This window comes from Enterococcus sp. LJL120 (assembly GCF_054871765.1).
The window spans coordinates 43,876-69,691 of the sequence record NZ_JBTXLV010000005.1; the positions used below are offsets into that span (position 1 = coordinate 43,876).

Annotated in this window: 17 protein-coding genes; 2 read left to right on the forward strand and 15 right to left on the reverse strand. The window is 40.8% G+C overall.

The window, feature by feature from the left end; genetic code table 11:
• Positions 1-42: 42 nt before the first annotated feature.
• Both ACYSNU_RS09355 and ACYSNU_RS09360 read right to left on the reverse strand, forming a co-directional pair.
• Positions 43-1,725: a DAK2 domain-containing protein gene (locus ACYSNU_RS09355; RefSeq protein ID WP_461736962.1), complete on the reverse strand. Its 1,683-nt coding sequence runs from the start codon at positions 1,723-1,725 to the stop codon at positions 43-45.
• A gap of 36 nt (positions 1,726-1,761) precedes the next feature.
• Positions 1,762-2,124 carry an Asp23/Gls24 family envelope stress response protein gene (locus ACYSNU_RS09360; RefSeq protein WP_265456180.1) on the reverse strand — a complete coding sequence of 121 codons (363 nt, stop codon included), beginning with the start codon at positions 2,122-2,124 and terminating at the stop codon, positions 1,762-1,764.
• Between the two features lie 381 nt (positions 2,125-2,505).
• Here ACYSNU_RS09360 and rpmB point away from each other — a divergent pair, with 381 nt between their 5' ends.
• Positions 2,506-2,694, forward strand: coding sequence for a 50S ribosomal protein L28 (gene rpmB / locus ACYSNU_RS09365; RefSeq protein ID WP_071861708.1), 189 nt, complete (start codon positions 2,506-2,508; stop codon positions 2,692-2,694).
• Positions 2,695-3,027: 333 nt separating this feature from the next.
• Positions 3,028-5,661 carry a YfhO family protein gene (locus tag ACYSNU_RS09370; protein ID WP_461737187.1) on the forward strand — a complete coding sequence of 878 codons (2,634 nt, stop codon included), beginning with the start codon at positions 3,028-3,030 and terminating at the stop codon, positions 5,659-5,661.
• A 280-nt stretch (positions 5,662-5,941) separates the two neighbouring features.
• Here the strand turns inward: ACYSNU_RS09370 and ACYSNU_RS09375 are convergent, their stop codons facing one another.
• From ACYSNU_RS09375 to ACYSNU_RS09435, 13 genes are all read right to left on the reverse strand, one after another.
• A complete protein-coding gene (locus ACYSNU_RS09375; RefSeq protein ID WP_461736963.1) occupies positions 5,942-6,412 on the reverse strand; it encodes a YbaK/EbsC family protein in 471 nt (156 codons plus the stop codon).
• 132 nt (positions 6,413-6,544) lie between these two features.
• Positions 6,545-8,362 (reverse strand): oligoendopeptidase F, encoded by a 1,818-nt coding sequence (gene pepF / locus ACYSNU_RS09380; RefSeq protein ID WP_461736964.1) that lies wholly within the window; start codon positions 8,360-8,362, stop codon positions 6,545-6,547.
• A gap of 28 nt (positions 8,363-8,390) precedes the next feature.
• A complete protein-coding gene (locus ACYSNU_RS09385; protein ID WP_461736965.1) occupies positions 8,391-9,497 on the reverse strand; it encodes a competence protein CoiA in 1,107 nt (368 codons plus the stop codon).
• A 70-nt stretch (positions 9,498-9,567) separates the two neighbouring features.
• Entirely contained in the window at positions 9,568-10,206 is a 639-nt protein-coding gene (locus tag ACYSNU_RS09390) for an adaptor protein MecA (RefSeq protein ID WP_461736966.1), read from the reverse strand.
• 181 nt (positions 10,207-10,387) lie between these two features.
• Positions 10,388-11,422, reverse strand: coding sequence for a LacI family DNA-binding transcriptional regulator (locus tag ACYSNU_RS09395; protein ID WP_461736967.1), 1,035 nt, complete (start codon positions 11,420-11,422; stop codon positions 10,388-10,390).
• Positions 11,423-11,641: 219 nt separating this feature from the next.
• The gene (locus ACYSNU_RS09400) at positions 11,642-12,463 is read right to left on the reverse strand and encodes a carbohydrate ABC transporter permease (RefSeq protein WP_461736968.1); all 822 of its coding nucleotides are present in this window, start codon (positions 12,461-12,463) and stop codon (positions 11,642-11,644) included.
• 11 nt (positions 12,464-12,474) lie between these two features.
• Positions 12,475-13,365: a carbohydrate ABC transporter permease gene (locus ACYSNU_RS09405; RefSeq protein WP_461736969.1), complete on the reverse strand. Its 891-nt coding sequence runs from the start codon at positions 13,363-13,365 to the stop codon at positions 12,475-12,477.
• A 19-nt stretch (positions 13,366-13,384) separates the two neighbouring features.
• Entirely contained in the window at positions 13,385-14,680 is a 1,296-nt protein-coding gene (locus ACYSNU_RS09410; RefSeq protein WP_461736970.1) for an ABC transporter substrate-binding protein, read from the reverse strand.
• A gap of 468 nt (positions 14,681-15,148) precedes the next feature.
• Entirely contained in the window at positions 15,149-15,547 is a 399-nt protein-coding gene (spxA, locus tag ACYSNU_RS09415; protein ID WP_265456197.1) for a transcriptional regulator SpxA, read from the reverse strand.
• A gap of 646 nt (positions 15,548-16,193) precedes the next feature.
• A complete protein-coding gene (locus tag ACYSNU_RS09420) occupies positions 16,194-17,918 on the reverse strand; it encodes an ABC transporter ATP-binding protein (RefSeq protein ID WP_461736971.1) in 1,725 nt (574 codons plus the stop codon).
• 397 nt (positions 17,919-18,315) lie between these two features.
• Positions 18,316-21,489 (reverse strand): DEAD/DEAH box helicase, encoded by a 3,174-nt coding sequence (locus ACYSNU_RS09425; protein ID WP_461736972.1) that lies wholly within the window; start codon positions 21,487-21,489, stop codon positions 18,316-18,318.
• A 46-nt stretch (positions 21,490-21,535) separates the two neighbouring features.
• Positions 21,536-24,649 carry an AAA family ATPase gene (locus tag ACYSNU_RS09430; RefSeq protein WP_461736973.1) on the reverse strand — a complete coding sequence of 1,038 codons (3,114 nt, stop codon included), beginning with the start codon at positions 24,647-24,649 and terminating at the stop codon, positions 21,536-21,538.
• Positions 24,646-25,770, reverse strand: a complete 1,125-nt coding sequence (locus ACYSNU_RS09435; protein ID WP_461736974.1) for an exonuclease SbcCD subunit D — start codon at positions 25,768-25,770, stop codon at positions 24,646-24,648. Before ACYSNU_RS09435 ends, ACYSNU_RS09430 begins: the two co-directional genes overlap by 4 nt.
• Between the last annotated feature and the right edge of the window lie 46 nt (positions 25,771-25,816).

Genomic DNA, 25,816 nt, shown 5'->3' on the forward strand with positions numbered 1-25,816 from the left:
CAATCTAAGATTAGTGCTTCAGGCTTACAAGTGTTTAATTTTTTATTCAGCAGAGAACAAGTATGGGTAAACCGGTTGATTTCCTTGGTGAATCTCCATCTCTAAATCAGGATATTTTTCTGAAAGAGTTTTAACAAGGTCTTCAGCGGCTTTTTGGCTGCCGCCTTCACCGACGATAATCGTGACAATTTCCGTATCGGCTGCAATCATCTTCTCAAGAGTCGTCAAGGCAACATCTTTAATATCCTTTTCAGATACGACAATCTTGCCGTCAACCATACCGAGATAATCGCCTTCTGTGATAGTCACACCATCAATCGCTGTGTCGCGAATCGCATTGGTGATTTGTCCGCTGACCACACTTTCGCTTAACTCTGTCATCGAAGTTTTATTTTCTTCTAAATCAGCTTGGTCGTTAAAGGCCAGCATCGCCGTCATCCCTTGGGAAATGGTTTTAGTCGGCACCACAGCCACTGGCACTTCTGCTACTTCAGCCGCTTGGTCAGCTGCCATAAAGATATTTTTATTATTCGGCAGGATGATTACTTGGTCGGCATTGACCTCCTCCACAGCTTTTAAAATATCCTCTGTGCTAGGATTCATCGTTTGGCCGCCGCTAATCACAAAGTTAACACCTAAGCTCTTAAATAATTCCTGCACTCCTTCACCGGCAGCAATCGCAATCACGCCATAAGGTTTGTGGGCTTGAGTGATATCTAAGTCTTCGTGGATATGTTCATCGTGTTCCAAAATCGTTTCATGCTGCATCCGCATATTGTCGACTTTAACTTTCACTAACGAACCAAATTTTTGCCCGTAATTCATAACTTCGCCGGGATGTTCCGTGTGGACGTGAACTTTGATAATTTCATCGTCATTGACTACTAATAATGAATCCCCTAGTCCGTCTAAATAATTACGGAAGGTTTCATAATCAAACTTGCTATCAACTGTTGGGCCTTCGCCGATATTAACCATGATTTCTGTACAGTAGCCGAATTTAATATCGGCGGTGGCCAATTGTCCTTGGACACTACGGTGATGTTCTGCATTGACCATCTCATCCATCGCTGCTGGTGATGGTTCGTAAGCAATATCCGCTTCAAATTTGCCAGTTAAGGCATTTAAAAAGCCTTCATAAATAAAGACCAAGCCTTGGCCGCCGCTATCGACAACGCCGACTTCTTTTAAGACGGGTAATAAATCAGGCGTTTTCGCCAACGCCCGTTTACCACCGCTTAAAACAGCCTCCATCACTTCAATCACATCGTCCGTTTTTTGAGCCTTGCGTTCGCCGGCTTTAGCTGCTTCCCGGGCAACGGTTAAAATCGTGCCCTCCACAGGTTTCATCACGGCTTTATAAGCTGTTTCAACTCCATGGGTAAAAGCTGCTGCTAAATCTTTAGCATTTAAGTTCAAGACATCGGGAATATGTTTGGAAAAGCCTCGGAACAACTGAGACAAAATAACGCCGGAATTGCCCCGCGCCCCCATTAAAAGACCTTTTGATAAAATATTTGCCAATTCACCGACTTTTTGTGATGGTGAATCAACAACGGCTTTCGCTCCGCTGGTCATCGACAAATTCATATTGGTACCCGTATCACCATCTGGCACGGGAAATACATTTAAGGAATTGACAAATTCCGCATTTACATTTAAGCGCTTTGCCCCCGCCTGAACCATTTCTTGAAACTGGCTGGCGCTGATTTCTGTTACACTCACTAAAATATCCTCCTTATTGATGCTAAGCACCTGTGCCTAGTCAGGCAATACCCGCACACCCTGCACAAAGACATTCACTGAATTTGCGCTCACGCCCAGTAAAGTTTCCAAATTGTATTTGACACTTTCTTGAACATTGCGGGATACTTCAGAAATTTTGGTGCCATAACTGATGATGGTATACACATCCACCGCCACACCATTTTCTTCTTGCCGAACTACCACACCGCGGGAATAATTTTCTTTTCTTAAAATTTCGTTAATATTATCTTTAATCTGGCTCTTGCTGGCCATGCCAACGATGCCAAACACGTCGGTTGCTGCTCCGCCGACGACTGTTGCAATCACTTCATTGGAGATTTCAATCGTTCCGGCAGCCGTTTTAATTTTTACAGCCATTTGTATGCCTCCCTACAAATTTTTTGTCAAATTCACTCTGTATTTTATCATAGCCCCCTAGTAAATAAAAGAAAGCCAGCCAATAATCTGACGACAAAAACGGGCTTTTATCAAAACAAGCCCACCATAACTCTGTATAATTTACACGTTTTCACAGGACTTGTCAATTCTCTTCAAAAAATCAGCTTGCTAAATGGAGCAACCTATGATAAATTATTACGGTATGAGCTGAAGAATTCGCTTCAAGATTTTGCAATCGACAGCAAGTTCTTCTTGACTCAGGAGCTTGTATTTTCTTCTATAGTAATAGAAGTTTCTAGGAGCTCAGGCAGAAGAATGCATGCAGATTGAATTGCATCATAAGATGAAGGAGGAAATATCATGGCTAAAGTTTGTTATTTTACCGGTCGTAAAACTAGCAGCGGCAACAACCGTTCTCACGCATTAAATGCTACTAAACGGACTGTCAAACCTAACTTGCAAAAAGTTCGTGTGCTAATCGACGGCAAACCTAAAAAAGTATGGGTTTCAACTCGCGCGTTGAAATCTGGAAAAGTTGAACGTGTTTAATCACAACAACTAGTATTCCCAACCGTCTCCTTTTTACAGGAGACGGTTTTTTTGTGTCTCAGCTAAGAAGTTAAGCTTGTCTAAAATAGCTGCAATCAATAATCTCCACCTCTACAAAATTTCTTCGCCCTCCTTAAAGCATTTTTACCTCAGTCTTTTTAATTTTCGAGTTGAAAAATTCTGCCTCGACTTTCTTCCTATGGTACACTATCCTTAATGACTTTATAGAAATTTGGTGAACCTTTTTTGAAACGACAGACAGCTCATAAAAAATCTTCTTTTAAAATAAAAAATCCTTTTACTACTCCTTACTTTAAGGAAAATCGCTGGTTTATGTTAGCCAGTTTTTTACTGCCTTTTTTAATTTTAGCAGGGGTCTATCTCAGCATCGGTATTTATCCCGGCAGCTCCCGCAGCATTCTGGCAAGTGATGCTTTTTCGCAATCTTCAAATTTTTATGCCAGCTTTAATAATTTTCTACACGGCGAGCAGAGCTTTTTCTACACTTGGAATACCTCATTAGGCTTGAACTATCTTTCCCTTGTTTCCTATTATTTAGGCGGGATCTTCACCTTTTTGGTTTATTTCTTCCCAAACCAATTAGTGCCTGATGCCCTCTATCTGATTACCCTCATAAAAATCGGGGCAGCCGGCTTAAGCTTTTGGTTTTTGGCAAATCACAGTTTTAAATTGCCAAAATGGAACAAGGTCTCTTTGGCTGTTGCCTATGCCTTAATGTCTTTTGCCACGGCTCATTCAGAATTAATCATGTGGTCCGATGCTTTTGTCTATCTACCGCTAGTCATCTTAGGCATCCATAAGGTGATGGATGAGAAAAAACCGCTGCTTTTATTTGTCAGCTATTTGTTGCTCTTTTTATCCGGATTTTACATGGGCTTTATGATTGCCATTTTTTCTGGGCTGTATTTTATCGCCCGGCTTTTGACCAAGCCCAAGACTTATCTCAAAACGATTATTCCCTATGGTCTGACCGCTGGTTTAGCCACCGGTGCTTCACTGATTATGATTTTACCGGCTGTCTTGGATTTGCGGACCAATGGCGAATCCCTCTCAACAATTAATCAGTTGAAAACGGAGGCAACCGGCTGGTGGGACATCTTGATGAAAAATATGATTGGCGTTTACGATACCACCCGCTATGGTTCGATTCCATTTATTTATGTCGGCTTAGTACCATTAGTTTTCTGTGTCTTTTATTTTGTGACCCGTAAAATTTCTTGGAAAAATAAAGTGGCTTTCGGCAGCTTGTTGGCGATTTTAATCGCGAGCTTTTACCTTGTACCGTTAAACCTTTTCTGGCACGGGATGCACGCGCCGAACATGTTTTTATTCCGCTACGCCTATTTATTTTCCTTTTTAGTCGTGCTACTTGCCGGTTACGGCTGGGAGCAGTTTACCAAAAAAGATAGCTACCTTGTTATGGGTCTCAGCCTGTTGATTGCCGCGCTCTTTTGTATCGGCTTCGGTCTGGAAACCAATAACTACCCTTATGTCAGCTTATTTTCACTGATTATCAGCGTGGCCTTTTTACTTTTTTACACGTTAGGGATTGCGCTATTCCAGTCAAATAAACTCACTCTAAAACGTCTTAGTATTATCTTTTTAATCTTAATGAGTGGCGAGGCACTGCTGAATACTAACGGCATGATTCACGGAATTTTAGATGATTGGAATTACGCTTCCAGAAGTTTGTACACCAGTCCTTATCCGGCAATCAAGTCCCTCGTCTCTGAATCTGAGGACTTGAATGACAATTTTTATCGACTGGAAAATTTGGATGCCGTCTCCTCCAATGACAGTCTGAATTATGGTTACAGCGGTATCAGCATGTTTTCTTCTATTCGCAATCGGAATTCCTCCAGCTTTTTGGATGAACTCGGTTTTCGTTCCCGGGGGACTAATTTAAATATTCGTTACAATAATAATACCCTCTTGATGGATAGCCTTTTTGGCATAAAATATAATCTCAGCAAAACCACCCTCAATAAATTTGGCTTTTCTGCTATCGAGTCAGCGGGAGATTATACCTTATATGAAAATCAAAATGCTCTGCCATTAGCCTTCACAACGGATGAAAGTATTTACAACGTGGAGAGTTTGGTTTCTGACAATTTGGGAACCCAGACAAATTTGGTCAATGCTTTATCTGGGCAAAATTTAAATTATTTTACCTTTTACAATCCAATTGTCACCTCCACAGAAAATACGGACGTGACTGAAAATGGCAACACTGTGACCTATAGTGAACAGACTAATAATGTTGCGAAGGTCATTAATTATCAAGTGACCGTCTCTGCCAACACTCAAGCCTACATTAGTTTGTTTCCAACTGACTTTAACCAGATCGGTAGCTCCACCGCCGAAGTTTTTGTTAATGGTGAAAGTCGCAAGTCCCAGATTAATATTACCGGACAGTATTATGATTTAGGCTATTATGCGGAGCAGACAACTGTTAATTTTTCGGTTAGCTTTTACGGAACTGATGCGATTAGTTTACTTAATCCACAGGTTTTAGGTATGGATACGACTGCTTACACGACAGCGATGAACGCCATTCAAGCGAACGGAGTTGAATTAACCACTGATGGCCGGACCGCCAGCGGAAATGTTACCGTTGATAGCGACCAAGTTTTAATGACGACTATCCCCTTTGACGAAGGCTGGAAAGCTTATGTCGACGGCGAAGAAGTTGAAATTACCGCCTATGAAGATGCATTGGTTGCTATTAATCTTCCAGCCGGCAGTCATGAAATTGTCTTCAAATATCTGCCACAAGGCTTTAGCTTAGGTGCTATTTCTTTTGTCGTTAGTATTTTCTTGTTTGCTGTTTACCTATTTTGGTTAAGAAGACGCCGCCAGCAGCAAAAATTAGACATTCCTTCACCGCTTGAAGAAATGGAAACTTCAACGAGCCAACTTGAAGAACCAACTCCCCCTGCTGAATAAAAATTAAACAGCCTGTAAAAATTAGCTTTTGTAGTGGCCCCAAAGGTTAGACCAAAAATCTAACATTTTGGGGAACCGATACATTTTAACTGCTAACTTTTACAGGCTTTTTTTAATTGGGAAAAATTTTTGTTTCTTGAGATTTTAATAATCAAAGCTAGTTAAAGATACTTTACTGACCTTTGTACTGACTCTTGGAGCGTGATTATCCCAAGAATCGCTAGTTTAGCTAAAGCAAAAGAGCCTGAGAAAATTCTCAGGCTCTTTAACGTAGTCAGTTTTAATATTTGCACACATCAATCCATTGGCGGAAGTTACTGTAAGTTTCCAACTCTGGAATTGTCAACTTGATGGCACTATTGCCGCTGCCGCAGGCGGGATAAACAAAGTCAAAGCGTTTCAGAGAATCATCTAAATAAACAGCCACCTCTGCATTCACGGCAAAGGGACAGACACCACCGACTGGATGGCCGATTTTTTGATCGACTTCGTCTGCTTTAAGCATCAAAGCCTTCTCTTGAAAGAATTCTTTGTATTTTTGATTGTCAATTTTTGTATCACCGGCCGCCACGACTAAGATGGCTTCAGCACTAGCTTTCTTTTTAAAAGATAAGCTCTTGGCAATCTGCGCAGGCTGAGTCCGTAGCGCTTGCGCCGCCAAAGCGACTGTTGCTGAGGACTCTTCAAGAACAATGATTTGATCGGCCTTGTTTAAATTGGCAAAATATTCTTGGACACTTGCTAGAGACATCGAATCCCTCCTTCTTTATTTAAAGTCTGAAAATGAGGCCAGCTTTTAGAGTAAGCTGATAGCAGCTTGCAAACGCCGGACTTTCCTCCTTGCATTTACAAGCTGCTGCGCTTTTTGAAGACTGCCTGTTAATTAAACAATTAAAGATTCAACCAATTCTTCTAATTCAGTTAAGCGAGTTTCAAAAACCTTCATGGCATCACGGATATAATCCGCTTTGGTCATGTCGACACCGGCCCGCTTCATGACTTCAATTGGGAAGTCGCTGCTGCCGGATTTTAAATAATTTAAGTAATGATCTAAGGCACCCGGCTCTTGATCGACAATCTTTTGCGCCAAGGCCGAAGCTGCTGAAAAACCAGTCGCATATTGATACACATAGTAATTGTAGTAAAAATGAGGAATCCGCGACCACTCTAGTTTAATTTCAGGATCTTCCGTCACGTCTGGACCATAATATTTACTATTTAATTCACCATAGCTCTCACTCAAATATTCTGCAGTCAAAGGCGTGCCTTTGGCGTCTTCTTCATGCATAAAATGCTCAAACTCTGCAAATTGCGTTTGCCGGAAAATCGTGCCTTTAAAGCCATCTAAATAATGATTTAAAATGTAGGCTCTAATCTTAGGATCTGTTTCAGTTTCTAATAGATATTCCGTCAAAATATTTTCATTGGTCGTTGAAGCAATCTCAGCTAAGAAAATTGAATAATCGCCGTAGACATAAGGCTGATTGCTGCGGGTGAAATAACTGTGGACGCTGTGCCCCATCTCATGGACCAAAGTAAATAATTGGTCCAATGTATCGTGCCAATTCATTAAGATATAAGGCTTTGTATCATAGGCTCCAGAAGAATACGCTCCACTGCGCTTGCCTTGATTTTCTACCACATCAATCCAGCGCTTGCTGAAGGCTTCATCAACAACCTTTAAATATTCTGCTCCTAATGGTTGTAATGCTTCTTGTGCTTTCGCCTTGGCATCTTCATACGTGTATTTAATCGATGCTTCTCCTAAAATCGGCGTATACATATCGTACATATGCAACTCATCCAAGTTCAATAGGCGTTTGCGCAATTTCACATAGCGATGCAGCAGTGGCAGATTTTCATTGACAACTGTCACCAAGGTATCATATACGCTTTCAGGAATATGATTGTTGCTCAAAGAGGCTGCCCGAGCTGAATCATATTTCCGAACCTTCGCACTGTAATTATGGCTCTTAATATGGGTTGATAGCGTGCTGGCAAAGGTATTGCGGAATTGTTCGTAGACACTGTATAAGCCTTTAAACGCTTGTTCCCGCACACTGCGGTCAACATTTTCCATCAATTGTCCATAGACTCCGTGGGACAATTCAATCTTTTCGCCTTTTTCATTTTCAATCACTGGGAATTTTAAATCCGCATTGTTTAAAACAGAAAAAGTATTGCTGGAAGCGCCAAAAATTTCGCTGGCGCCAGCCAAGAGTGCTTCTTGGTCAGCTGACAGAATATGAGCGCGATTATCAATCATTTGATTGACGAAATGACGATAGACCTCTAATTTGGGCTCTTCTGAAAAGTAGCTCCAGATTTTTTTATCCGGCAAACTCAAAACTTCTGGTTCAAACCAAGCCAGTGCTTGAGAAACTTGCGCATATAAACTGCTAGCTCTGGCATATAAACCTTGATAGGTAGTGTTGGTGGTATCTTGATCATTTTTCAAATGGGAATAGACATAAATCGTTTCGGTTTTCCGATAAACAGCTAATAAAAATTCAATAGCCTTTAAAAAAGCTTCCGGACCATCCGCCAAGGTTCCTTGGAAATCGCCAGCCTTCGCTACTTCAGCGTTTAATGTTGTAATTGCCGTATCAAAGGCTGCATCATCTGGAAAAATAGTGGTTAAATCCCAGGTTAAAGCTACTGGCACTTCATCTCTTTTTGGTAATTGTTTTGCTTCTGACATGAAAATCGCTCCTTTATCAATAGAAATCTCACGAAAATATTAGCCTGCGCCAATATTTATCCTGTAGTAATCTTATCATATTTTCATAAAGAGTCTGCAGAAAAGACCTTAAAACTTGTTTTTTCTGTTGAAAGACTTGAAATAGTCGGCAGCTTTCTGTGAAAAAAGCGGCTGAAATGACCGCTGGCTCAACTAATGGAAACTTTTGCTGCAGCTTAAAAGTCTGCAAAAAGCGTTGCGTCAGTTGAAAACTAAATTCCTGCAAATCAATAGCTGAATAGCTCAAACTTTTTTGAAAAAAACTAAAGCGCAGAAAATACAGCCAATCACCAAAAAAGGGCGCTGCCATATTCGGTGCAAATAAAATTTCCGGTAGCTGCAGCAGATGACTACCGCGGCGATACAAAGCCTGCTGGATTTGCAAAATCTCCGGCAGACAATAGTAAAGTTTTTTTTGGATGGCTAATTTTTGTTGCTGCCAATCCTTTTTGGTCGTACAAACAATCGAAGATGCTGAATTATTATCAACAATAATTTGCGACAATGGCCGCTCTTGAAAATTAAAAATTTTCCGTGTGAAAGATTTTTGTTTAGAAATCGTTAAAAGCTGGTTATATAACTCGATACTCTTTTTTGAGGTATCTAAATGCCAAAAATGCACTCCAAGTACTTGATTAAACAAGCAAAAATGCGAGCTGCCTTGACGTAAGACGCTTTCCTTGAGGCGCTCACCAATTAGCCACCACTGTTGTAAGTTTAATGTTTTATAGCCAGCAACTCGCTTTGCCAATTTATCTGCTGGCAAGGGTGAGCATTGAAATTCCAGTGCCAGCTGCGGCAACAAAACATCCGCTCGCTGTCCAATGCTCGCTAAAGGCACCTCCAACTGGGCTTCTTGATCCCAGTTAAACAACAGAGCTTTCCCTGCGAGATGTTCGGCAGTCTCTCCTTCACTAAAACTTTCACAGGCTTTCTTAGCACAATGGGCAAAGTGACGCTGCTTTATGTTACCTGCCTTTAAAATTAATTTCTGCTGACAAGCTGGACAATAATAGCTTTCTTTTGCCAATGGCTGATTTTTTTCGGTTTGCAAAAGATTAACTAAAACGCCACGACTATTTTTCGCTATATACATCTGTTTCACCCTCAAAAAGATACGCAAAAAAAGCTTACCGACCGGAGTCTATAAGCTTCTTTAAAACTTTTTAATGAAAGTGATACCGTAGTAATTCCAGAGCATTGCGCTCCATCAATAGTTGTCCGTGCTCTGCTAAAATTTCACTGGTAATCGGTGATAAGTTAGCAAATTCCAAGACTTGAGAAATCATATCTTCTTTATCCATAACATTCAAATCATCCTGTAAGAAAGTGATTTGCAAGTAATAGCCTTCTTTGTAGCGATAAAGATTAGTCCAAGCAGAATCAAGATAAACCTCAGCAGCTAATTGAACTAAATCTTCAAAGTCAGCAACCTCAAACACCAAGCTGCTTAAATTTTCTAAACTTAAGTCGCTTTCAGCATCTTCAGTAAATTGATTTTTCAAATACTCTGCCACATCATCACGAAATTCCTCGTTATTTTCTAAGCCTTCCATGTCTTCTGGCGTAATATTTTTACTGATAAAAAGTTCTAGACCATCACCCTTTGGCAAAACTTGAAAGGTGATTGCTTCACTGCCGCGGAATTCGTCTTCTATATCAACTTCCTCCAAAATAGAGTAAAAGAAGTTTTCAATTTCCCGATGATTTCCGAGTAAATCTAAAAAAGTAATCCCCCGTTGAACCAAATCATCATTGTGGATGACTACGCGAATCGTATTGTCATTAATATGTTCCATTTCCATTATCAAACACCTCGCTTTTGAAAAGAAATAGAGCTTTCTTTCTTTTATTGTAGCGGAATGAGTCTAAATGTAAAGAGATTAACTCGAATTTTAGAAATTTTAGGTGTTTTATTTAAATGAAAGTAAATATAATTTTTTTCTGGCTGAAAAAGGCGGTGTAGCAAACGCAATTCTTCACCAACTATTCAGAGGTTAAATCCCTTGTATCGCTCTCCCGTTTTTTAATCTCAAAAGGGAGCGTCAGTTTTACCGGATAGTCTCTTTCAAAATTAATTCTTTGCCACGCTAAGGCGACCGCTGCATCCCCCAGTTCTTTTTCCCTTAAATCGGCTGAGGTCAATGAAGGGTGAAGATAGCCTGCAATATCAATGTTATCAAAGGAAACAACGGCAATATCTTCTGGTATGCGCAGATCGTTTTTTTGTAATTCTTGATAAATTCCGACTGCGGTCATATCGCTGCCGGCAATAATCGCCGTTGGCAAATTCGCCTTTTCAGTCGTTTGTAAAATTTTCCGAGTCTGCCGCAAACCATTTTCAGAGGACCAGTCCCCCACGTAACCTTTGGCAAATTCCTCAAGTCCTTTTTCCTTCATCCACTTCATATAGGTCTTGTAACGAATGTCGCCATACTTTTTCTTGGCGACAGCGCCGTTATTTCCAAAATATGACTGGTCGCCGCAAATTAAAACCATATTCCGATGACCCTGTTGATATAAGTCGTTTAACATGGCAATCATCGCGCCTTCAATGTCGGCTGCCACTGAGTCAAATTGAGGCGGCGCATATAAATCATCAATCAAGACCAAGTTCGGATTGTGACGACTGATTTCAAATAAGGTTGAGTGACTTACTGCACCAATGATTAAGACGGCGCCAATATTTTCCAATTTGGCGGGGTCAATATTATCCCCCAATTCATAAAAATGCTCCAAGGTGATACCTTTTTCTTTGATAGCTTCATTTATGCCAATCCGTATTCGCCGAAAGTAAGGATTTTCCAAACCCTCTAAATCCGTTTTAGAGGTGATGATGACAACCGTTTTATTGATTTTATTTTTCACGACATTCTTACGATAATCAAAGTAATTGACCGCTTCTAAAATCCTCTTTTTAGTTTCTTCAGCAATTGACAAGTTTGGATCATTATTTAAAAAGCGCGAAATTGTCGTTGTCGAAACCTTCGCTCTGCTAGCTACATCTTTAATTCCAGCCATGCTTAACCCCATCCTTTTTCCTTATTGTCATTACTATACACTAAAAAGAAGAGGCTGTAACATAAGTCATGTTGCAGAAAAAATATCCGAACCAGATGAATTTGTTTTTGTGGTCCAGAAGACCTAAATCGCAAATTCAAAATAGTTATCAGCGTTGGCTGAATCATGTTCAGGTATCTTTTTTCTGCTTTGACTTGTGTCACAGCCCATTAGATTTGCCTATAATTTACCGCCTGTCGTAGCGATACCTTCAATAAATCTCTTCTGGAAGACGATAAATATCACAATCATTGGCCACACTGCCAAAAGCGAGCCGGCCATCAGTTGCGGGTAGTTGGTCATGTATTGCCCTTGTAAATTGGCTAAACCGGCTGACAACGTCATATTGTCAACGGAAGTCGTCGCAATTAACGGCCACATTAAATCCTTAAAGGCAAACAAGGCGGTAAAGATTCCTAAGGCAATTAAACCAGAACGAGCCAGCGGCAACATGATTTTAAAGAAAATTTGCCAAACCGTTGCGCCGTCTAAAATAGCGGCCTCTTCTAAATCATCCGGCAAGCTCATAAAAAACTGCCGCAGTAAAAAGGTGCCGAAAGCACTGACAAAGCCTGGTAAAATCAATCCGGGAACACTATCCAAAATGCCTAATTGTTGTGCCAGCATGTATTGGGGAGTGATAAAAATTTGTCCGGGAATCATCATTTGAATTAAGACGAGACTAAAAAATAAGTTGCGTCCTGGAAAGCGTAATCTCGCTGAGGCATAGGCCGCCATTGCGCTGAATAATAGCGAGAAGAAGACCCGCCCGATAATCATCAACAGAGTGTTGATATAAAATTTATCAAAGGGCAATAAATTCCAGACGGCTTCAAAATTACTAAACTGAAAACTCTCAGGAAAAATTGTCGGTGGAACTTGGACGGATTCAGTTAAGGTTTTTCCTGAAGTGAGAATCATCCAGACAAAAGGCACAACCATGACTAATGAACCGAGAATTAAAGCAATATGAATCAAAAGATGCCATTTACGTTTTTGCATTGTCGTCCCTCCTAATAATTCACCCAGAATTTTTGTAGCTTCATTTGCAAAGCTGTCACAATCAAAATAACAATCAGCAATAAGACAACGATGGCGGAGCCGTAGCCTTTATCATTTAAGATATAGGAATGCTTGTAGAACAGATACGCCAGCGATTGCGTGTTGTACATCGCTTCGGTTCTTGGTTGAATCATCATGAAGATTGAATCAAATACTTGGAAAGCTTGGATTACCGTTGTCACGACAACGAAAAATAAAGTCGGGGTCACTAAAGGCAAAGTAATTGAAAAGAATTTTCTAAAAGGTCCAGCGCCGTCAATATCCGCCGACTCATAATAATCGACCGGAATTTCCTGCAGGCCAGATAACAAAATAATCATATTATAGCCAACTGCACTCCAGACACCCACAATAATGACACTAAAAATAGCAATATCAGGATTAGACAACCAAGAAACCGGTGAAATGCCGAAGACTGCTAGTGCCTGATTGACTAAACCAAATTGAGAATTCAACAACCAACGCCAAATCATCGCTACTGCTGTTGGCGCTGCGACAACTGGTAAGAAGAACAAGGTCCGATAAATACCGACCCCTTTAACTTTTTGATTCACTAAAACGGCTGCTATCAACGAGAACACGACAATTAACGGAATCGAAACAATCGAGTATTTAAACGTATTAATGAAAGATTGCCACACTTCCGCATCTGCAATTAAACGCTTAAAATTGACTAAACCAGCAAACGTACTGTTCCCAAAACCAGTTGACTTGCTGAAACTTAAAATTACCGTATCAATCGCTGGTTTGATATTCAGCAATATCAAACCGATAGCAGTTGGGGCTATGAAAATATAGCCCCAAATGATATGATCCTTTTTATATTTCTTTAAAAACTTCATCCAACCTACCCCCTATTTTTTATTGGTAGGCTGCCATAATGTCGTTGACTCCATTGACAATATTTTCGCTAGCCTCTTCAACTGTGACAGTTCCTGCCAAAGCTTTGTCAACTTCTTCATCCATTAAGCTTTCACATTTTAATGTTTCTTGGTTAAACGGACGAATTACACCATACTCTAACATGTCATCAAAAGCACCAATTCCAGGGAAGACATCGACAAATTTGTTAACCCAGCCTTCGCCAAGACCTTTATATGCCGGAATCGAAACACCCTCATCAGATTGAATTTGGTTGGCTTCTTCTGATGCTAAGAAGGCCATGAATTTTTTCGCTTCTTCAGGATGCTCAGTATCAGCAGCGATTGACCACGCTAAACCATTGGTAACTGTCGCTTGGACTTCTCCCTGTGGCAAGACAGCGACATCACAGTTTTCAGCAATGTATTCATTTTCAGCAAAGCCAGACGCCATCCAGCTACCATGAGTAATCATCGCAACTTTGCCAGAGCCCAATAAATTGACTTGGTCAGTTTCTCTTAGCACTTCCATTGCTGGTGAAACTTTATCCGTCAAGGTAAAATCAACATAATGTTGGAAAGCATCAATTGTGTTTTGCTCAGAAAAACCAGACGCTAAACCATCATCGGTAAAGATTGACCCTTCATTTTGGTAAATCCAATCATAATAACCGGTTTCTGGTGCATTTGTCGCCGCATATCCAAAGACGCCGGTTTCTTCATTAGTTAACGCTTCAGCTGCTGCAGAGAAATCTTCCCAAGTCCAATCTGCTGTTGGCAGTGGAACACCAGCTTCTTCAAATAAAGTTTTGTTATACCAAACCCCAATCGTCGTTACATCTTTTGGTACTGCATAATTTTTATCTTCATAACTATATAAATCGGCAATCCCGTCAGTGAAATTATCAAAATTAATATCGCCAGCATCAACCATCTCTTGTAAATCCATCAACATGCCATTAGACATATACTTATAGGATTCGTTTGAATGCATTGTAATAATATCTGGCATGTTACCCCCAGTAGTGGCAGCCTCTAACTTCGTCCAATACTGTTCCCAAGGTGTTGTTTCCATCTTAACGGTAATATTGGGATTATCTGCTTCAAACTTATCAATGACTTTTTGCAAACCCACCGCTTGATCTGTGTCCCAACTGGCATAAGAAATAGTCACGTTATCACCACTGCCGCCGCTATCGCTAGTGTTACTTCCACTATCTCCTCCACTTGAACCGCAGGCTGCAGCTCCTAAACAAAACAAAGACAGCATACTCCCCAAAATCACTTTTTTCTTCATGTTTTCTCCTCCAAAAAAATAATGTATTTGTTAGCGCTTCCAATGTTACTAAAGTTAGTATACTTTTCAGTAAAATAATTGTCAATATCTTTTTGTGAAAAAATAGTGCTAAAAAATAAAAAACAAAGATGAGAGCTGAAAAAACACTGCAAATAAGGCTTTTTATAAAAATAGTTTATTTAGAAAAATTATAGTAAAGTCATTGGTAAAACAGCAAAAATATTTTACTATAACCAAGGATCGCTAACAGTTAAAAAAATCTCAAATAAATTTTGAAAAACAATTTCTAGAGAAACTATCTTCACCATGATCTTCTAATAGTAAGAAAGCCCACCTCTTTTTTTTAAATATCACAGTAGCAGTATACGCATTCTCTGTCACATTACTTATTCGATTGCAACACGAAAATTAGCGCAATAAAAAATCCGCTAGCAATAGCCAGCGGATTCGTTTCAAGTATAAAGTTTTTTACAAGCCAGCCATCAATTGGGCTTGGCGTAATTCTAATTGGCGAACACCACGGGGTAAGAAACGGCGAATTTCATCTTCATTAAAACCAACTTGTAATCTCTTTTCGTCTACCATAATTGGTCTTCTCAACAAGCCAGGATTCGTTTGCACCAGTTCTAATAGTTCCTGTAGAGACAATTCGTCTAAATCAGTGTTCAGCTTTTGGAATACTTTTGAGCGAGTCGAAATAATTTCTTCCGTGCCATCCTCAGTCATTTCTAAAATGTGCTTTAACTCTGAAATATTTAATGGTTCAGAGAAAATATTCCGTTCTACAAATGGAATCTCGTGTTCTTGTAACCAAGCTCGAGCTTTCCGACAAGAGGTACAACTAGGAGATGTGTATAAAGTCAACATTGATTCTCACTCCTTTTTGATGATATTCATCACATTTTTATAACAGAAGCTATTCTGTTTCTTTCTTATGCAATTATTATATCGAATTTCTTCAAAAAAAGCTAGACTTGCTAGAAATTAAATGTTTATGCATTCGTAATTTTTCACATGGAAAGCCTATAAAATTCAGCTTTCTTTCATAATTTGCACAAATTAAAACATTTTTGAATGATTGACTTATTTTTCTATTAAACTATATAACAGTAAATAAAAACTGTTATAATTCCGAAAAAATTACAAACTTTTTTTAGAAATATTTTCCCCAGTATTGTTTTTTTATAAAGCCTAAATATTTCTTACCAGCCTTTTCAAAAAAACCTAAAGTCTATTCATTTCGACTACAAACAATGCTAAATTAACTTATTGCAGTCAATAAATAATGTTATGGATGTTATTTTATTTTAAATTCCAATTTGGCACCTTTTAGAACAAGTCTAAAAAAGGTTATTATCCCGGTTATTTTTCTGTTTCATTTGGTCATGATTTATTTTTTTTCAAAGATAAATAGCATAAATTTTCTCGAAAATACAAACAAAAAAGGAAGAATGAAACACATTTTCATTCTTCTTGGAAGTTTCAGAAAACAGATAAAAATTATTAAGAAATTCTAAAGGTTATTTTTTCTAAACTGCGCATCGTATAATTTTCGATAATTGCCATTTTTATTCATTAATTCTGCGTGGCTACCTTCTTCGACAATGCCCTCTTCACTAACGACAATGATTCTAGTTGCATGTTTAATCGTCGCTAAGCGGTGGGCGATAATCAATGTCGTGCGGCCGCTAGCTAAGGAATTTAGCGATTCTTGAATAACCTGTTCCGTTTCCGTATCCAGGGCTGAGGTGGCCTCATCTAAAATTAAAATCGGCGGATTTTTTAAAAACATCCGAGCAATCGCTACCCGCTGCTTTTGCCCACCGGAGAGCTTGACTCCCCGTTCGCCAATATTGGTTTGTAAGCCATCTGACATTTGATCAATCACTTTATCTAAATGGGCCAAAGAAACCGCCTGCTGAATTTCAGCATCTGTCGCGTCTAATTTACCATAGGCGATATTTTCGCGAATTGTTCCTGGAAATAAAAAGACATCCTGTTGAACAATACCGATTTGTTGACGCAGTGACGCTAAGGTAATGTCACGAATATCAATGCCATCAATTGCCACACGTCCCTCGCTGACTTCATAAAAGCGGGGTAGCAAATTGGAAATCGTCGTTTTACCAGAACCGCTTTGACCGACAAAAGCCACCGTTTCCCCGGGTTTAATTTCTAAATTTAAATGATGCAGGACACTTTTTCCATCCGCATATTTAAAAGAAACATCATCATAAGTAATATCGCCTTTGAGATTATCAACATTACGGGCATTAGGCCGGTCGACAATCGTTGAGGGGCGGTCCAGCTCTTCGGTGAGCCGCTTAAAGCCAGCTATTCCCTTTGGATAGCTTTCAATCATCGTATTGACTTTTTCAATTGGCCGCACAAAAACATTCGCCAGCAGGATAAACGCCACAAACTGACCATTGGTAATATCGCCATTAATGACATAATAAGCTCCAAAAATCAGCGTGAACAAATTAATCAAGCGCATCAAAAAATAATTATAAGATGAGCTGACCGCCATCACTTTATAAAAAACAATTTTAGATTTGCGATAGGCCTGATTCAATTTTTCAAAGCGCTGTTGCTCAAATTTTTCATTGGCAAAGGATTGAGTGACCCGCACACCACTGACAGCCGCTTCAATTCCTGAATTGAACTCGCCTAAATTTTCATAAATTTGCGTGTTAACCTTAGTCATTTTTTTATTGAAAAATAGTAGCGTAATTGTAATAAAAGGCAGCAGGACAAAAGTTGCCAGAGCTAATTGCACATGAATCTGCATCATTAAAATAAAGGAACCCACCAAAGTCATGACGGTGATAAAAACATCCTCCGGTCCGTGGTGAGCGACTTCAGAAATTTCAAATAAATCAGTGGTCAGACGACTGATTAGCCGGCCGGTTTTTTGATTGTCATAATATTCAAAGGGCTGCGTTTGTAAATGCTGATATAATTCTCGCCGCATATCGGTTTCAATATTAACGCCTAATTTATGACCGAAAAAGACGACAATATACTGAAAGGCGGTATTCACTAGATAAAAGAACAGCAAACCAATCGCCGCCAGTGCAATCATCCGAAAATTTTGCTGCGGCATAATTTGGTCGATCACCTGATTGACCACCACCGGAAAAGCCAATTCCAATCCACCAGCTAAAACGGCACAGGTAAAATCTAAAATAAATAATTTCTTGTAAGGCTTGTAATAACTAAAAAAACGTTTAAACATGATTTCTCCTTTTAATTCTCTTTGAAAAATGATCAACCGATTGTGCTGTTTTTTCAAAGCATCCCATAACTATTTTCGCTAGCTTTTAACAAGCTAGATTTTCTTTGATTAATTGGCCGCTCCCTTTAGCCACCAATGCTACTATTATAAGGAATATCTGCTCTTGGTGCAAAGTTAAGTGCAGTCCCAATAAAATTTGCGCATTCTTGACATAAACTTTACGGGAAATTCATCTTATTTTAGTATGCTGAAGTTACCAAAAGCACACACTCTATTTTTGATACGCTGTCACATCTCAAAAAATTGACAGCCTCGTAAAAAACTAGCTGGACCAGTAGCTCAGGCGCCGTCAATTTTTTGACAATTGCCTTTGCTTCTGGCCCAGCTAGTCTTTTAGTTAAGCCTCGCCAACACTTAAAATCATGCGAATGTCTTCTTCTGTTAAGCGGGCCAATTGTTCTTGGTCCCCTTCGATGACTTGCTGGAATAATTCCTTTTTGCCTTTTTGTAGCAGGTCCATGCGTTCTTCGATGGTCCCTTCAGCAATCATGCGCCAAACTTCCACAACATTTTTTTGACCGATGCGGTGGGCTCTGCCGGCTGCCTGTTCTTCAACCGCTGGATTCCACCATAAGTCATACAAAATGACTGTATCAGCGCCGGTTAAATTCAATCCGGTGCCACCAGCTTTTAAGGAAATCAAAAAGATATCCTTTTCGCCTTCGTTAAAGGCATTCACCATATCTAAACGATCCTTCGCTTTGGTGCTGCCCCGCAAATAAAAAGTTTCTAAACCTAAATCGTGGAACTCTGTTTCGATAATCGACAGCATGGAAGTAAACTGGGAGAAGAGTAATATCCGCCGATTGTTTTCTTTGGCGTTTAAGACTAATTCCTTCACCTGTTCTAGCTTACCAGAGCCGCCGTTATAATCTTCAATAAAGAGCCGCGGATCACAGCAGATTTGCCGCAATCGGGTCAAACCGGCTAAAATACCAATTCGATTTTTATTAAAAGTGCCTGGATCCATCGCGTTGACGCTATCTTGCATTTGCTTCAAATTCGCTAGGTAAACAGTTTTTTGTTCTTCTGTTAGAGCACTGTACAGATTGGTCTCGATTTTTTCTGGTAAATCCTGCAGCACGGTCTTTTTATCCCGTCGTAAAACAAAAGGTTTAATCATCTGGGCGATTAATTTTTTATCCAAGCTGCGGAATTTGGTTTTCCCGGGGAAAAAACCCGGCATAATAATTTGAAATAGTGACCACAGCTCCTCCAAATTATTTTCAATCGGCGTGCCGCTCAGAGCAAAGACATGGGGCACGGGTAATTCCCGTAGTGCTTGCGCCGTTTTAGTCACGCTATTTTTTACCATCTGCGCTTCATCTAAAAATAGATATTGAATCTGTTGATTTTGATAGAGCTCACCATCTTGCCTCATTCCGGCATAGGACGTGATATAAATATCACTGTCTTGGGCCAACTGCGCCTCCCGCTCCTCTTTGGGGCCTGCTACAACACAGGAGGTTAAGCTCGGGGCAAATTTACGAATTTCTGCCTGCCAGTTGTAAATCAAACTGGCTGGTGCAACAATCACGGCCCGAATCTCACCATTTTCTTGCTTCTCAGACAGCAGATAGGTGATTGCCTGAATCGTTTTCCCTAAGCCCATCTCGTCGGCTAAGATACCGCCAAAATGATAGTGACTCAACATTTTAAACCAGCGGAAACCGATTTTTTGATAATTGCGCAATTCTGCCTGTAAATTCGCAGGCAATTTAGCTGAAAAATCTTCCGGATGTAGCAAGTCTTTGGTTAAAGTTTCAAAGGAGGCTGTTAGCTCCACTTCGACACCGGCTTTTTCCTTTACCAATAGACTTTTACTTTTTGGCAAATGTAAAATGCCATCTTCCGTCTGCAAGCTACCGCGAATTTCTGCTAGAAATTGGCTGGCTTGGTAAAATTCTTCCGAGTCTAGGGCCAACACTTGGCCGTTTTCCAAAGTATAAAAGGGTTGGTTTTGCATTAAGCTCTGCAAAACTTGATCCACTTCATGGTCAGAAATACCGGAAATATCAAAGTGGACATCCAACCAAGAATCAGATTCTGTCACGGTGACTTTAGGCTGAAAATGCTGGGCGTCTAAATACAAACTCCGCAATTTTTTGCCCATTTTAACCGTGCCTAGTTTACGAAATGCCGGCAGCTCTTCAGCAAAAAATTGATACAAAGCCGCCCCCTGTGGTAATTTTCTTTCAAAGCCTTCTGCAGTCACTTGAAAGCCAAAATCTTCAAAGCGCTTTTTAATCAGCGCTTCATGGCGATAATCCCGCAGCACAATTTTTTCTTCTGCCAGCTGTTGATCTTTCGGATTGGTGGAGTATACATTGTCGCCATAATTGAAATTGACTTGGCTGACAATTTGCTTAGATTTGCTTTTTAATTTAAAAATGATGTCGGCTGCTAAGGGATATTCTGCAATCTCAGCGGTAACCTCTGGGCTGACGTAGACTTCACCGATCTCCCGTAAAAAGGGCAATACTCCTTTAAATAAGTCCGGCAGCTCCTGCATTTGATAGGCCACCTGTTGATTTTTATAGCGTTTAAGGAGCTGCTCCAAGGTCAATAAAATTTCCTGCTGACGATGAGATAAAGGATAAAAATAGCCTTCATAAAAGCCCCACTGATAATAACTAAAATAGCGTGTAAACAGCTGACTGACTGCCAATTGATAGTGGTCAGCTTCCTTTAAAATAGAAAATTTTAAAGGTGGCAATTCATCGCTAAAAGCAATCTGCTGCCAATTTTTTTCGTCTACTTTAAAGTGCAGCTGCCGCAACTGATTAATTTTCAGCAGCAGGTTTTGACCGTATTCTACCGGCAATAAAATCCGCCGCTTGTCCACCTTGCCATTAATTTGCAAGCCGCGGGTACCAAGTAGTAGCTGAGACTGATTGATACCGTATAAAATTTGCAAAATTTCATTGGTGGCTTCGTCAAAGGCGCCACGACTGAGGGTCAAATTTTGCTTGTTAACCTCAAAGCTTTTTTCCTCCTGCCAAGCCGACAAAAAGTCATTGATATTTTTTACCACGTAAAAGCGATTTAAAGCCAGATAGCCCACGCGCAATTGCAGCCCTAAAGCAGCCAGCTCAGGATGATAAGGATTGGTTTCCATAATTTCCAGATAAAATTCAATCGCCAAGGGGGAAACCTTATCCGCTTGTTTTAAGGAAATCCGCGAAAATCCTTTGGTAAACATTTCTGATTGGGAAACACTGACAGCAGCCGGCGCATCGCTGGCTTTAATTATGCGGTTCAGTCCTTCCTTCCGTAAATATAATTCCACTGCAACCGTGTGCTTGCAATAATGATGGTCCTGCCAATAAGGACATTGGCAGATGTCTTCTTCCTTGGTGGTCCCGTCCAAAGTCACATGGTACGTCTCTGATCCGAGAACTTCACCGTGCCATACACGATTGACATAATCTGGTTCAACGGACAACACTCGGCCCGCTTCCAGATATTCTCGGCCACGTTTGATTACTTTTTCAGGTATACTCCATTTCACGGGATTTTCTCCTCCTTAACTTGGCAAGCGGCACTTGCTGAAACCTTTAACGATAGGCAATTTTGCTTTGCCCATTGCCAGAACTATCAACTAACACTTGCTGGGGAATTCTTTCTTTTAATTCTTTGACGTGACTGATAATACCAATCATTCTGCCGCGGCTTTCGATTGTTTCTAAAGCCTCCATCGCCATCTCCAGCGACTCTTCATCTAAGGAACCAAAGCCTTCATCGATAAAGAGGGCCTCAATTGAAATGCCGCCAGCTTGATTTTGGATGACCTCAGCTAGAGATAAGGCCAATGCTAAAGCGGCAATAAAACTTTCGCCACCAGATAACGTATGGGCGCTGCGACTTTGACCGACAGTGTCATCGTAGACATTAATTTCTAAACCGGTTTGGCTGCGGAAGGAACCGACAGCCGTCGATAATTCAAACTGATAGCGGTCATGGGTTAAGCTTTGCAGCCGCTGATTGGCCACCAGCAGAACTTCTTTTAGATAAGTCTGTAAAATAAATCGTTCCAAACTCGTTTTACGGGCATTATTGCCATTAATCGTATCTGCTAATTGCTGCAATTCCTGCAGTTTAACTAATTGCTGACGATTTTTCTGGTAGAGCTTTTTAAAATCGGCCAGAATTTTTTGATTGCTGGCTAGCTGATACTGCAGCTGACTGACCTCTTCATGAAAGAGCTCTTGTTCGCTGCGGGCTAGCTGATAAGCAGTTTCTAAATCGGTTAAATCCGGCTGCTCTTTTGTGGACAAAGCTTGGTTCAGGCGCTTCAAATTTTCTTGATTTAAAGCAATCTGCGTGTGATAATCACCGATTGTTTTCCGCAATTGCGGCAGCTGCAATGTGTGGGTTAACAACTCCCGCAGCTCATCCACCGTCGCTACTGGGGCTTTTTTAAGTAGCGCCGCTAGCTCAGCGTTTTGCTCAGTTAAGCTTTTGCTCGTTTCAGCAAAGCTGTCGTGGTTTTGTCGAATTTGTTCCGTCAAGCGAATCTCCGCCTGTTGATTAGCCTGAACCAGTTCCGTTATCTCAGATACCTGCTGCTGATAACTTTTTAGCTGATCGGTTATTTCAGTAATTTCCGCTTCAATAGTTTGCGGGTCCTCTGATAAGCCCTGTTGTTCAAGAGCTGTCACTTGACCCTTTAATAAATTTTGCTCTTCAGAAAGCTGACGCTTCAACTCTTGAAGTGCTTGCAGCTGTGGAGCCAGTTTTTCTTGTTCTGCCTGCAAGTCTTTGGCTTTCAAACCAGCCGCGTGGCTAGCATTGATTTCAGCGTTTAATCGCTTATTTTCAGCCTCGAAAAAATGAATGACTGCCGATAAGTCGAACAGGCTTGTTTGATAATCTGCTGCCATTTTTTCAACAAAAGTAGCAGCCTTAGCAGCTGTTGCTGATTCGGCTTTTTCAAGGGCGCTGGCCGCCTGCTGATTTTCCTCGACAGAAATCTGCCAGCGGGTTTCCAGTTCCGCTAATTTTTGCAGTTGTTCGTTTAAAGCAGCTTCTGCGGTAACTAGCGCTGTTTCTGCTGCTTGAATTTCCTGTTGACTCACCGGCTGTTCCTGTACGAGGCCGGGATGTTCCAACGAGCCGCAGACCGGACAAGGCTCTCCCGGTAATAAATCCAAACTCAAACGAGCAATTTGCAGAGCAGCTGACTGGCTTTTCTTCAATTGAAAATCAGTTTGTAATTCTGCTACGTTATCTTGCGTTTTGATTAATGCCGTCTCAGTTTTTTCAGCTGCCAGTTGATTGGCCTGTAGAATTTCCCGTTGCTGCTGATTTTCTGTCAGCAGCTCTTGAATTTCACGGCTTTGATAATTATTTTCGGTTAGCTCAGCTAATTGCTGCTGCAAGTCCGCAATTGCCAATTGCTGTTTTTGCAACGTTTTTAGCTGCTCGCTATTTTCAGCTTGGCGACTGCTAAGCTGAGCTTCATCTGCCTCTGTCTGTGTCAGTTTTTTTACTATCTGTTGAAGTTTTTCTTGCAACTGATTAAATGCTTGGAGCTGCGGTAATTTATCCTGCAGCTGCTGCAACCGTTTCTTTTTTTCTTCATAAGCTGGCGCTTTTTTTCCCAGCTCAGCCTGCTGCTGTTGGCTGCTGCTGAGAATCAGCTCTAAGCTTGCGCTTTTTTCTAAAAGCGCCTCTTTTTGATCCGCCAAAGTTTCGGCTTTTTCAGTAAGCTCATCAATCTTAACTAATTTATTCCGTTGTGTTTCTGCCCATTCCAAATGCTTTAATTCTTTTTCTAAAGCGGCTATTTCCTCGGCTTGGGCTGATAATTCTACCTGCCGTTTCTCAGCTGTTGCTAATTCCGTAAATAATTTGCTCAGTTCTTGCGCTGTGAACAGTTCTTTTTGCGCCGTCTGCTCTTTTGAAACCAGCTTAGTCAACTGTTTTTGCTCAGCCTTTAAATGCTGAGCTTCCTCCAGCAAATAGCTTTCGCCGTTAGTCAAAAATTCCTGATCTGATAAAGCTGTCTGCTCCCACTGAAACTGCTTTTGAATCAAGGCCAGTTCCGCCGTATCTGATTCCTGTAGTTTTTTTGCTCGTTTCAGGCGTTCCTGCAGCTCGCTGGCAAATTTTTGATAGATACCAGTGCCGAATAAATTCCGTAACACCGCTTCTTTGTCTTCACTTTTAGCCACTAGAAAATTCCGGAATTCTCCTTGAGGCAAGAGCACAATTTGATTGAATTGTTTAGCATTTAGATGGAGCAGCTCTTCAATTTCTTTGCGAACCTCGCCATCTTTACTATACTGACGAATTTCAGTGCCATTCGGCTGACAGATGGTCAACTCGACTTTAGCATTTTGTTCCTTCGTACCGCTGCCTTTTTTCTTTTGTAGGGTTTGCTTCGGGCGGCGCTCAATTTGATACAATAATCCTTGATGTTCAAAAACAAAGGTGACAATTGTTTCTTCTGTCGGCGCTGCAAAGGAGGAGCGCATTTCACTGGCGCCCCTTAAGCCGCCAGAAGTTTCACCAAACAAAGCAAAGGTCATGCCATCAAAAATAGTGGTCTTGCCGGAACCAGTCTTGCCGCTAATTAAAAACAGCGGCGCTTCTGCCAAGCGGTCAAAGTCAAGGGTCTCTTCAATAAAGGGACCAAAATTTTTCAAAGTTAACCTAACAGGCTTCATGCGTCAGTCACCTCCTGTGTGCTCAAGACATCAGCAACCAGTTCGGTTTGAGCGGCCGTCATGGTTTCACCGGTCACCTCTTGGAAAAAATTATCTACTAATTTTTCCGGTGCTAGCCTGCGGACTGCTTTAAAATCTGTCTGCAATTCCGCCGATTCACGACCATTGACTCGGCTGACCCCTAAAATCCGGGGGTAAACCTGCCGCAGCTGGTTCATCATATTGGGGATAATTCCCCGGTCTGTCAATAAAATGTCTAAATAATCTTCTCTCTCAACGCTTTGATAAAAAATCGGTGACAGCAGCTCCTCAAAGCTCGCTTCAATTTGCTGGAGATTGTGCAACGGACTTAATTCCTTAAACTCCAAGTGTAAATCTGGCAGCTCCACTAGCCAGCCGCCTTTTTTTTGCTCTAATTCTGATAGAGAAAATTTTAATGGCGAACCGCTGTAGCGCATTTTTTTATGCTGAAGCGCATTTTTATTATGCAAATGTCCCAACGCCACATAGTCAAAGCTTTCCAGTAGATAACTTGGCACACTGTCGAGACCGCCGACTTCAATCTTGGTTTCCGAATCACTTTTTTCACTTCCCGCCACAAAAAAATGGGCGACTAGAACCTGCTGCAACTCCGGTTTAAATTGGTTTTCCATTTCAGGAACGACCCGCTCCATCGCTTGAGTAATCGTGCGAATCTCATCATCTTGAAAATACAAACGGGCGCTGATTGGCTCAAAATAGGGCAGCAGAAAAAATTGCGTTCCTTGAAATTCAATTGGCGTGAAGGCTTGTTCTAAACGGGTATGCAGATAAAAATCAGTCTGCTGATACCACGGCGCCCCAGCCTCCAGACGAACTCCGCTGTCATGGTTTCCCGATATTGCAAAGACGGGAAACTGATTTTCAATATTCAGCTCTTGAATAAACTGATTAAAAATCTCGATGGCCTCAACCGGCGGCACCGAACGATCATACAAATCCCCCGCCAACACCACAGCATCCACCTCTTCAGTTTTTGCCAGCTGAATAATATCAGCTAAATTTTTCTTTTGATCCAGCAATAAGTCATAGCCATGAAGCTTTTTGCCGATATGTAAATCCCCCACATGTAAAAAACGCATGTCTGTTCCTCCAAAAATGGTCTTCCCACTATTATAACACTTTTCC

Excerpts from the sequence above, each read along its gene's own strand:
- ACYSNU_RS09360 (WP_265456180.1), bottom strand. The coding sequence starts at position 2,124 with ATGGCTGTAAAAATTAAAACGGCTGCCGGAACGATTGAAATCTCCAAT.
- rpmB (WP_071861708.1), top strand. The coding sequence starts at position 2,506 with ATGGCTAAAGTTTGTTATTTTACCGGTCGTAAAACTAGCAGCGGCAAC.
- ACYSNU_RS09370 (WP_461737187.1), top strand. The coding sequence starts at position 3,028 with ATGTTAGCCAGTTTTTTACTGCCTTTTTTAATTTTAGCAGGGGTCTAT.
- ACYSNU_RS09375 (WP_461736963.1), bottom strand. The coding sequence starts at position 6,412 with ATGTCTCTAGCAAGTGTCCAAGAATATTTTGCCAATTTAAACAAGGCC.
- pepF (WP_461736964.1), bottom strand. The coding sequence starts at position 8,362 with ATGTCAGAAGCAAAACAATTACCAAAAAGAGATGAAGTGCCAGTAGCT.
- ACYSNU_RS09385 (WP_461736965.1), bottom strand. The coding sequence starts at position 9,497 with ATGTATATAGCGAAAAATAGTCGTGGCGTTTTAGTTAATCTTTTGCAA.
- ACYSNU_RS09390 (WP_461736966.1), bottom strand. The coding sequence starts at position 10,206 with ATGGAAATGGAACATATTAATGACAATACGATTCGCGTAGTCATCCAC.
- ACYSNU_RS09395 (WP_461736967.1), bottom strand. The coding sequence starts at position 11,422 with ATGGCTGGAATTAAAGATGTAGCTAGCAGAGCGAAGGTTTCGACAACG.
- ACYSNU_RS09400 (WP_461736968.1), bottom strand. The coding sequence starts at position 12,463 with ATGCAAAAACGTAAATGGCATCTTTTGATTCATATTGCTTTAATTCTC.
- ACYSNU_RS09405 (WP_461736969.1), bottom strand. The coding sequence starts at position 13,365 with ATGAAGTTTTTAAAGAAATATAAAAAGGATCATATCATTTGGGGCTAT.
- ACYSNU_RS09410 (WP_461736970.1), bottom strand. The coding sequence starts at position 14,680 with ATGAAGAAAAAAGTGATTTTGGGGAGTATGCTGTCTTTGTTTTGTTTA.
- spxA (WP_265456197.1), bottom strand. The coding sequence starts at position 15,547 with ATGTTGACTTTATACACATCTCCTAGTTGTACCTCTTGTCGGAAAGCT.
- ACYSNU_RS09420 (WP_461736971.1), bottom strand. The coding sequence starts at position 17,918 with ATGTTTAAACGTTTTTTTAGTTATTACAAGCCTTACAAGAAATTATTT.
- ACYSNU_RS09430 (WP_461736973.1), bottom strand. The coding sequence starts at position 24,649 with ATGAAGCCTGTTAGGTTAACTTTGAAAAATTTTGGTCCCTTTATTGAA.
- ACYSNU_RS09435 (WP_461736974.1), bottom strand. The coding sequence starts at position 25,770 with ATGCGTTTTTTACATGTGGGGGATTTACATATCGGCAAAAAGCTTCAT.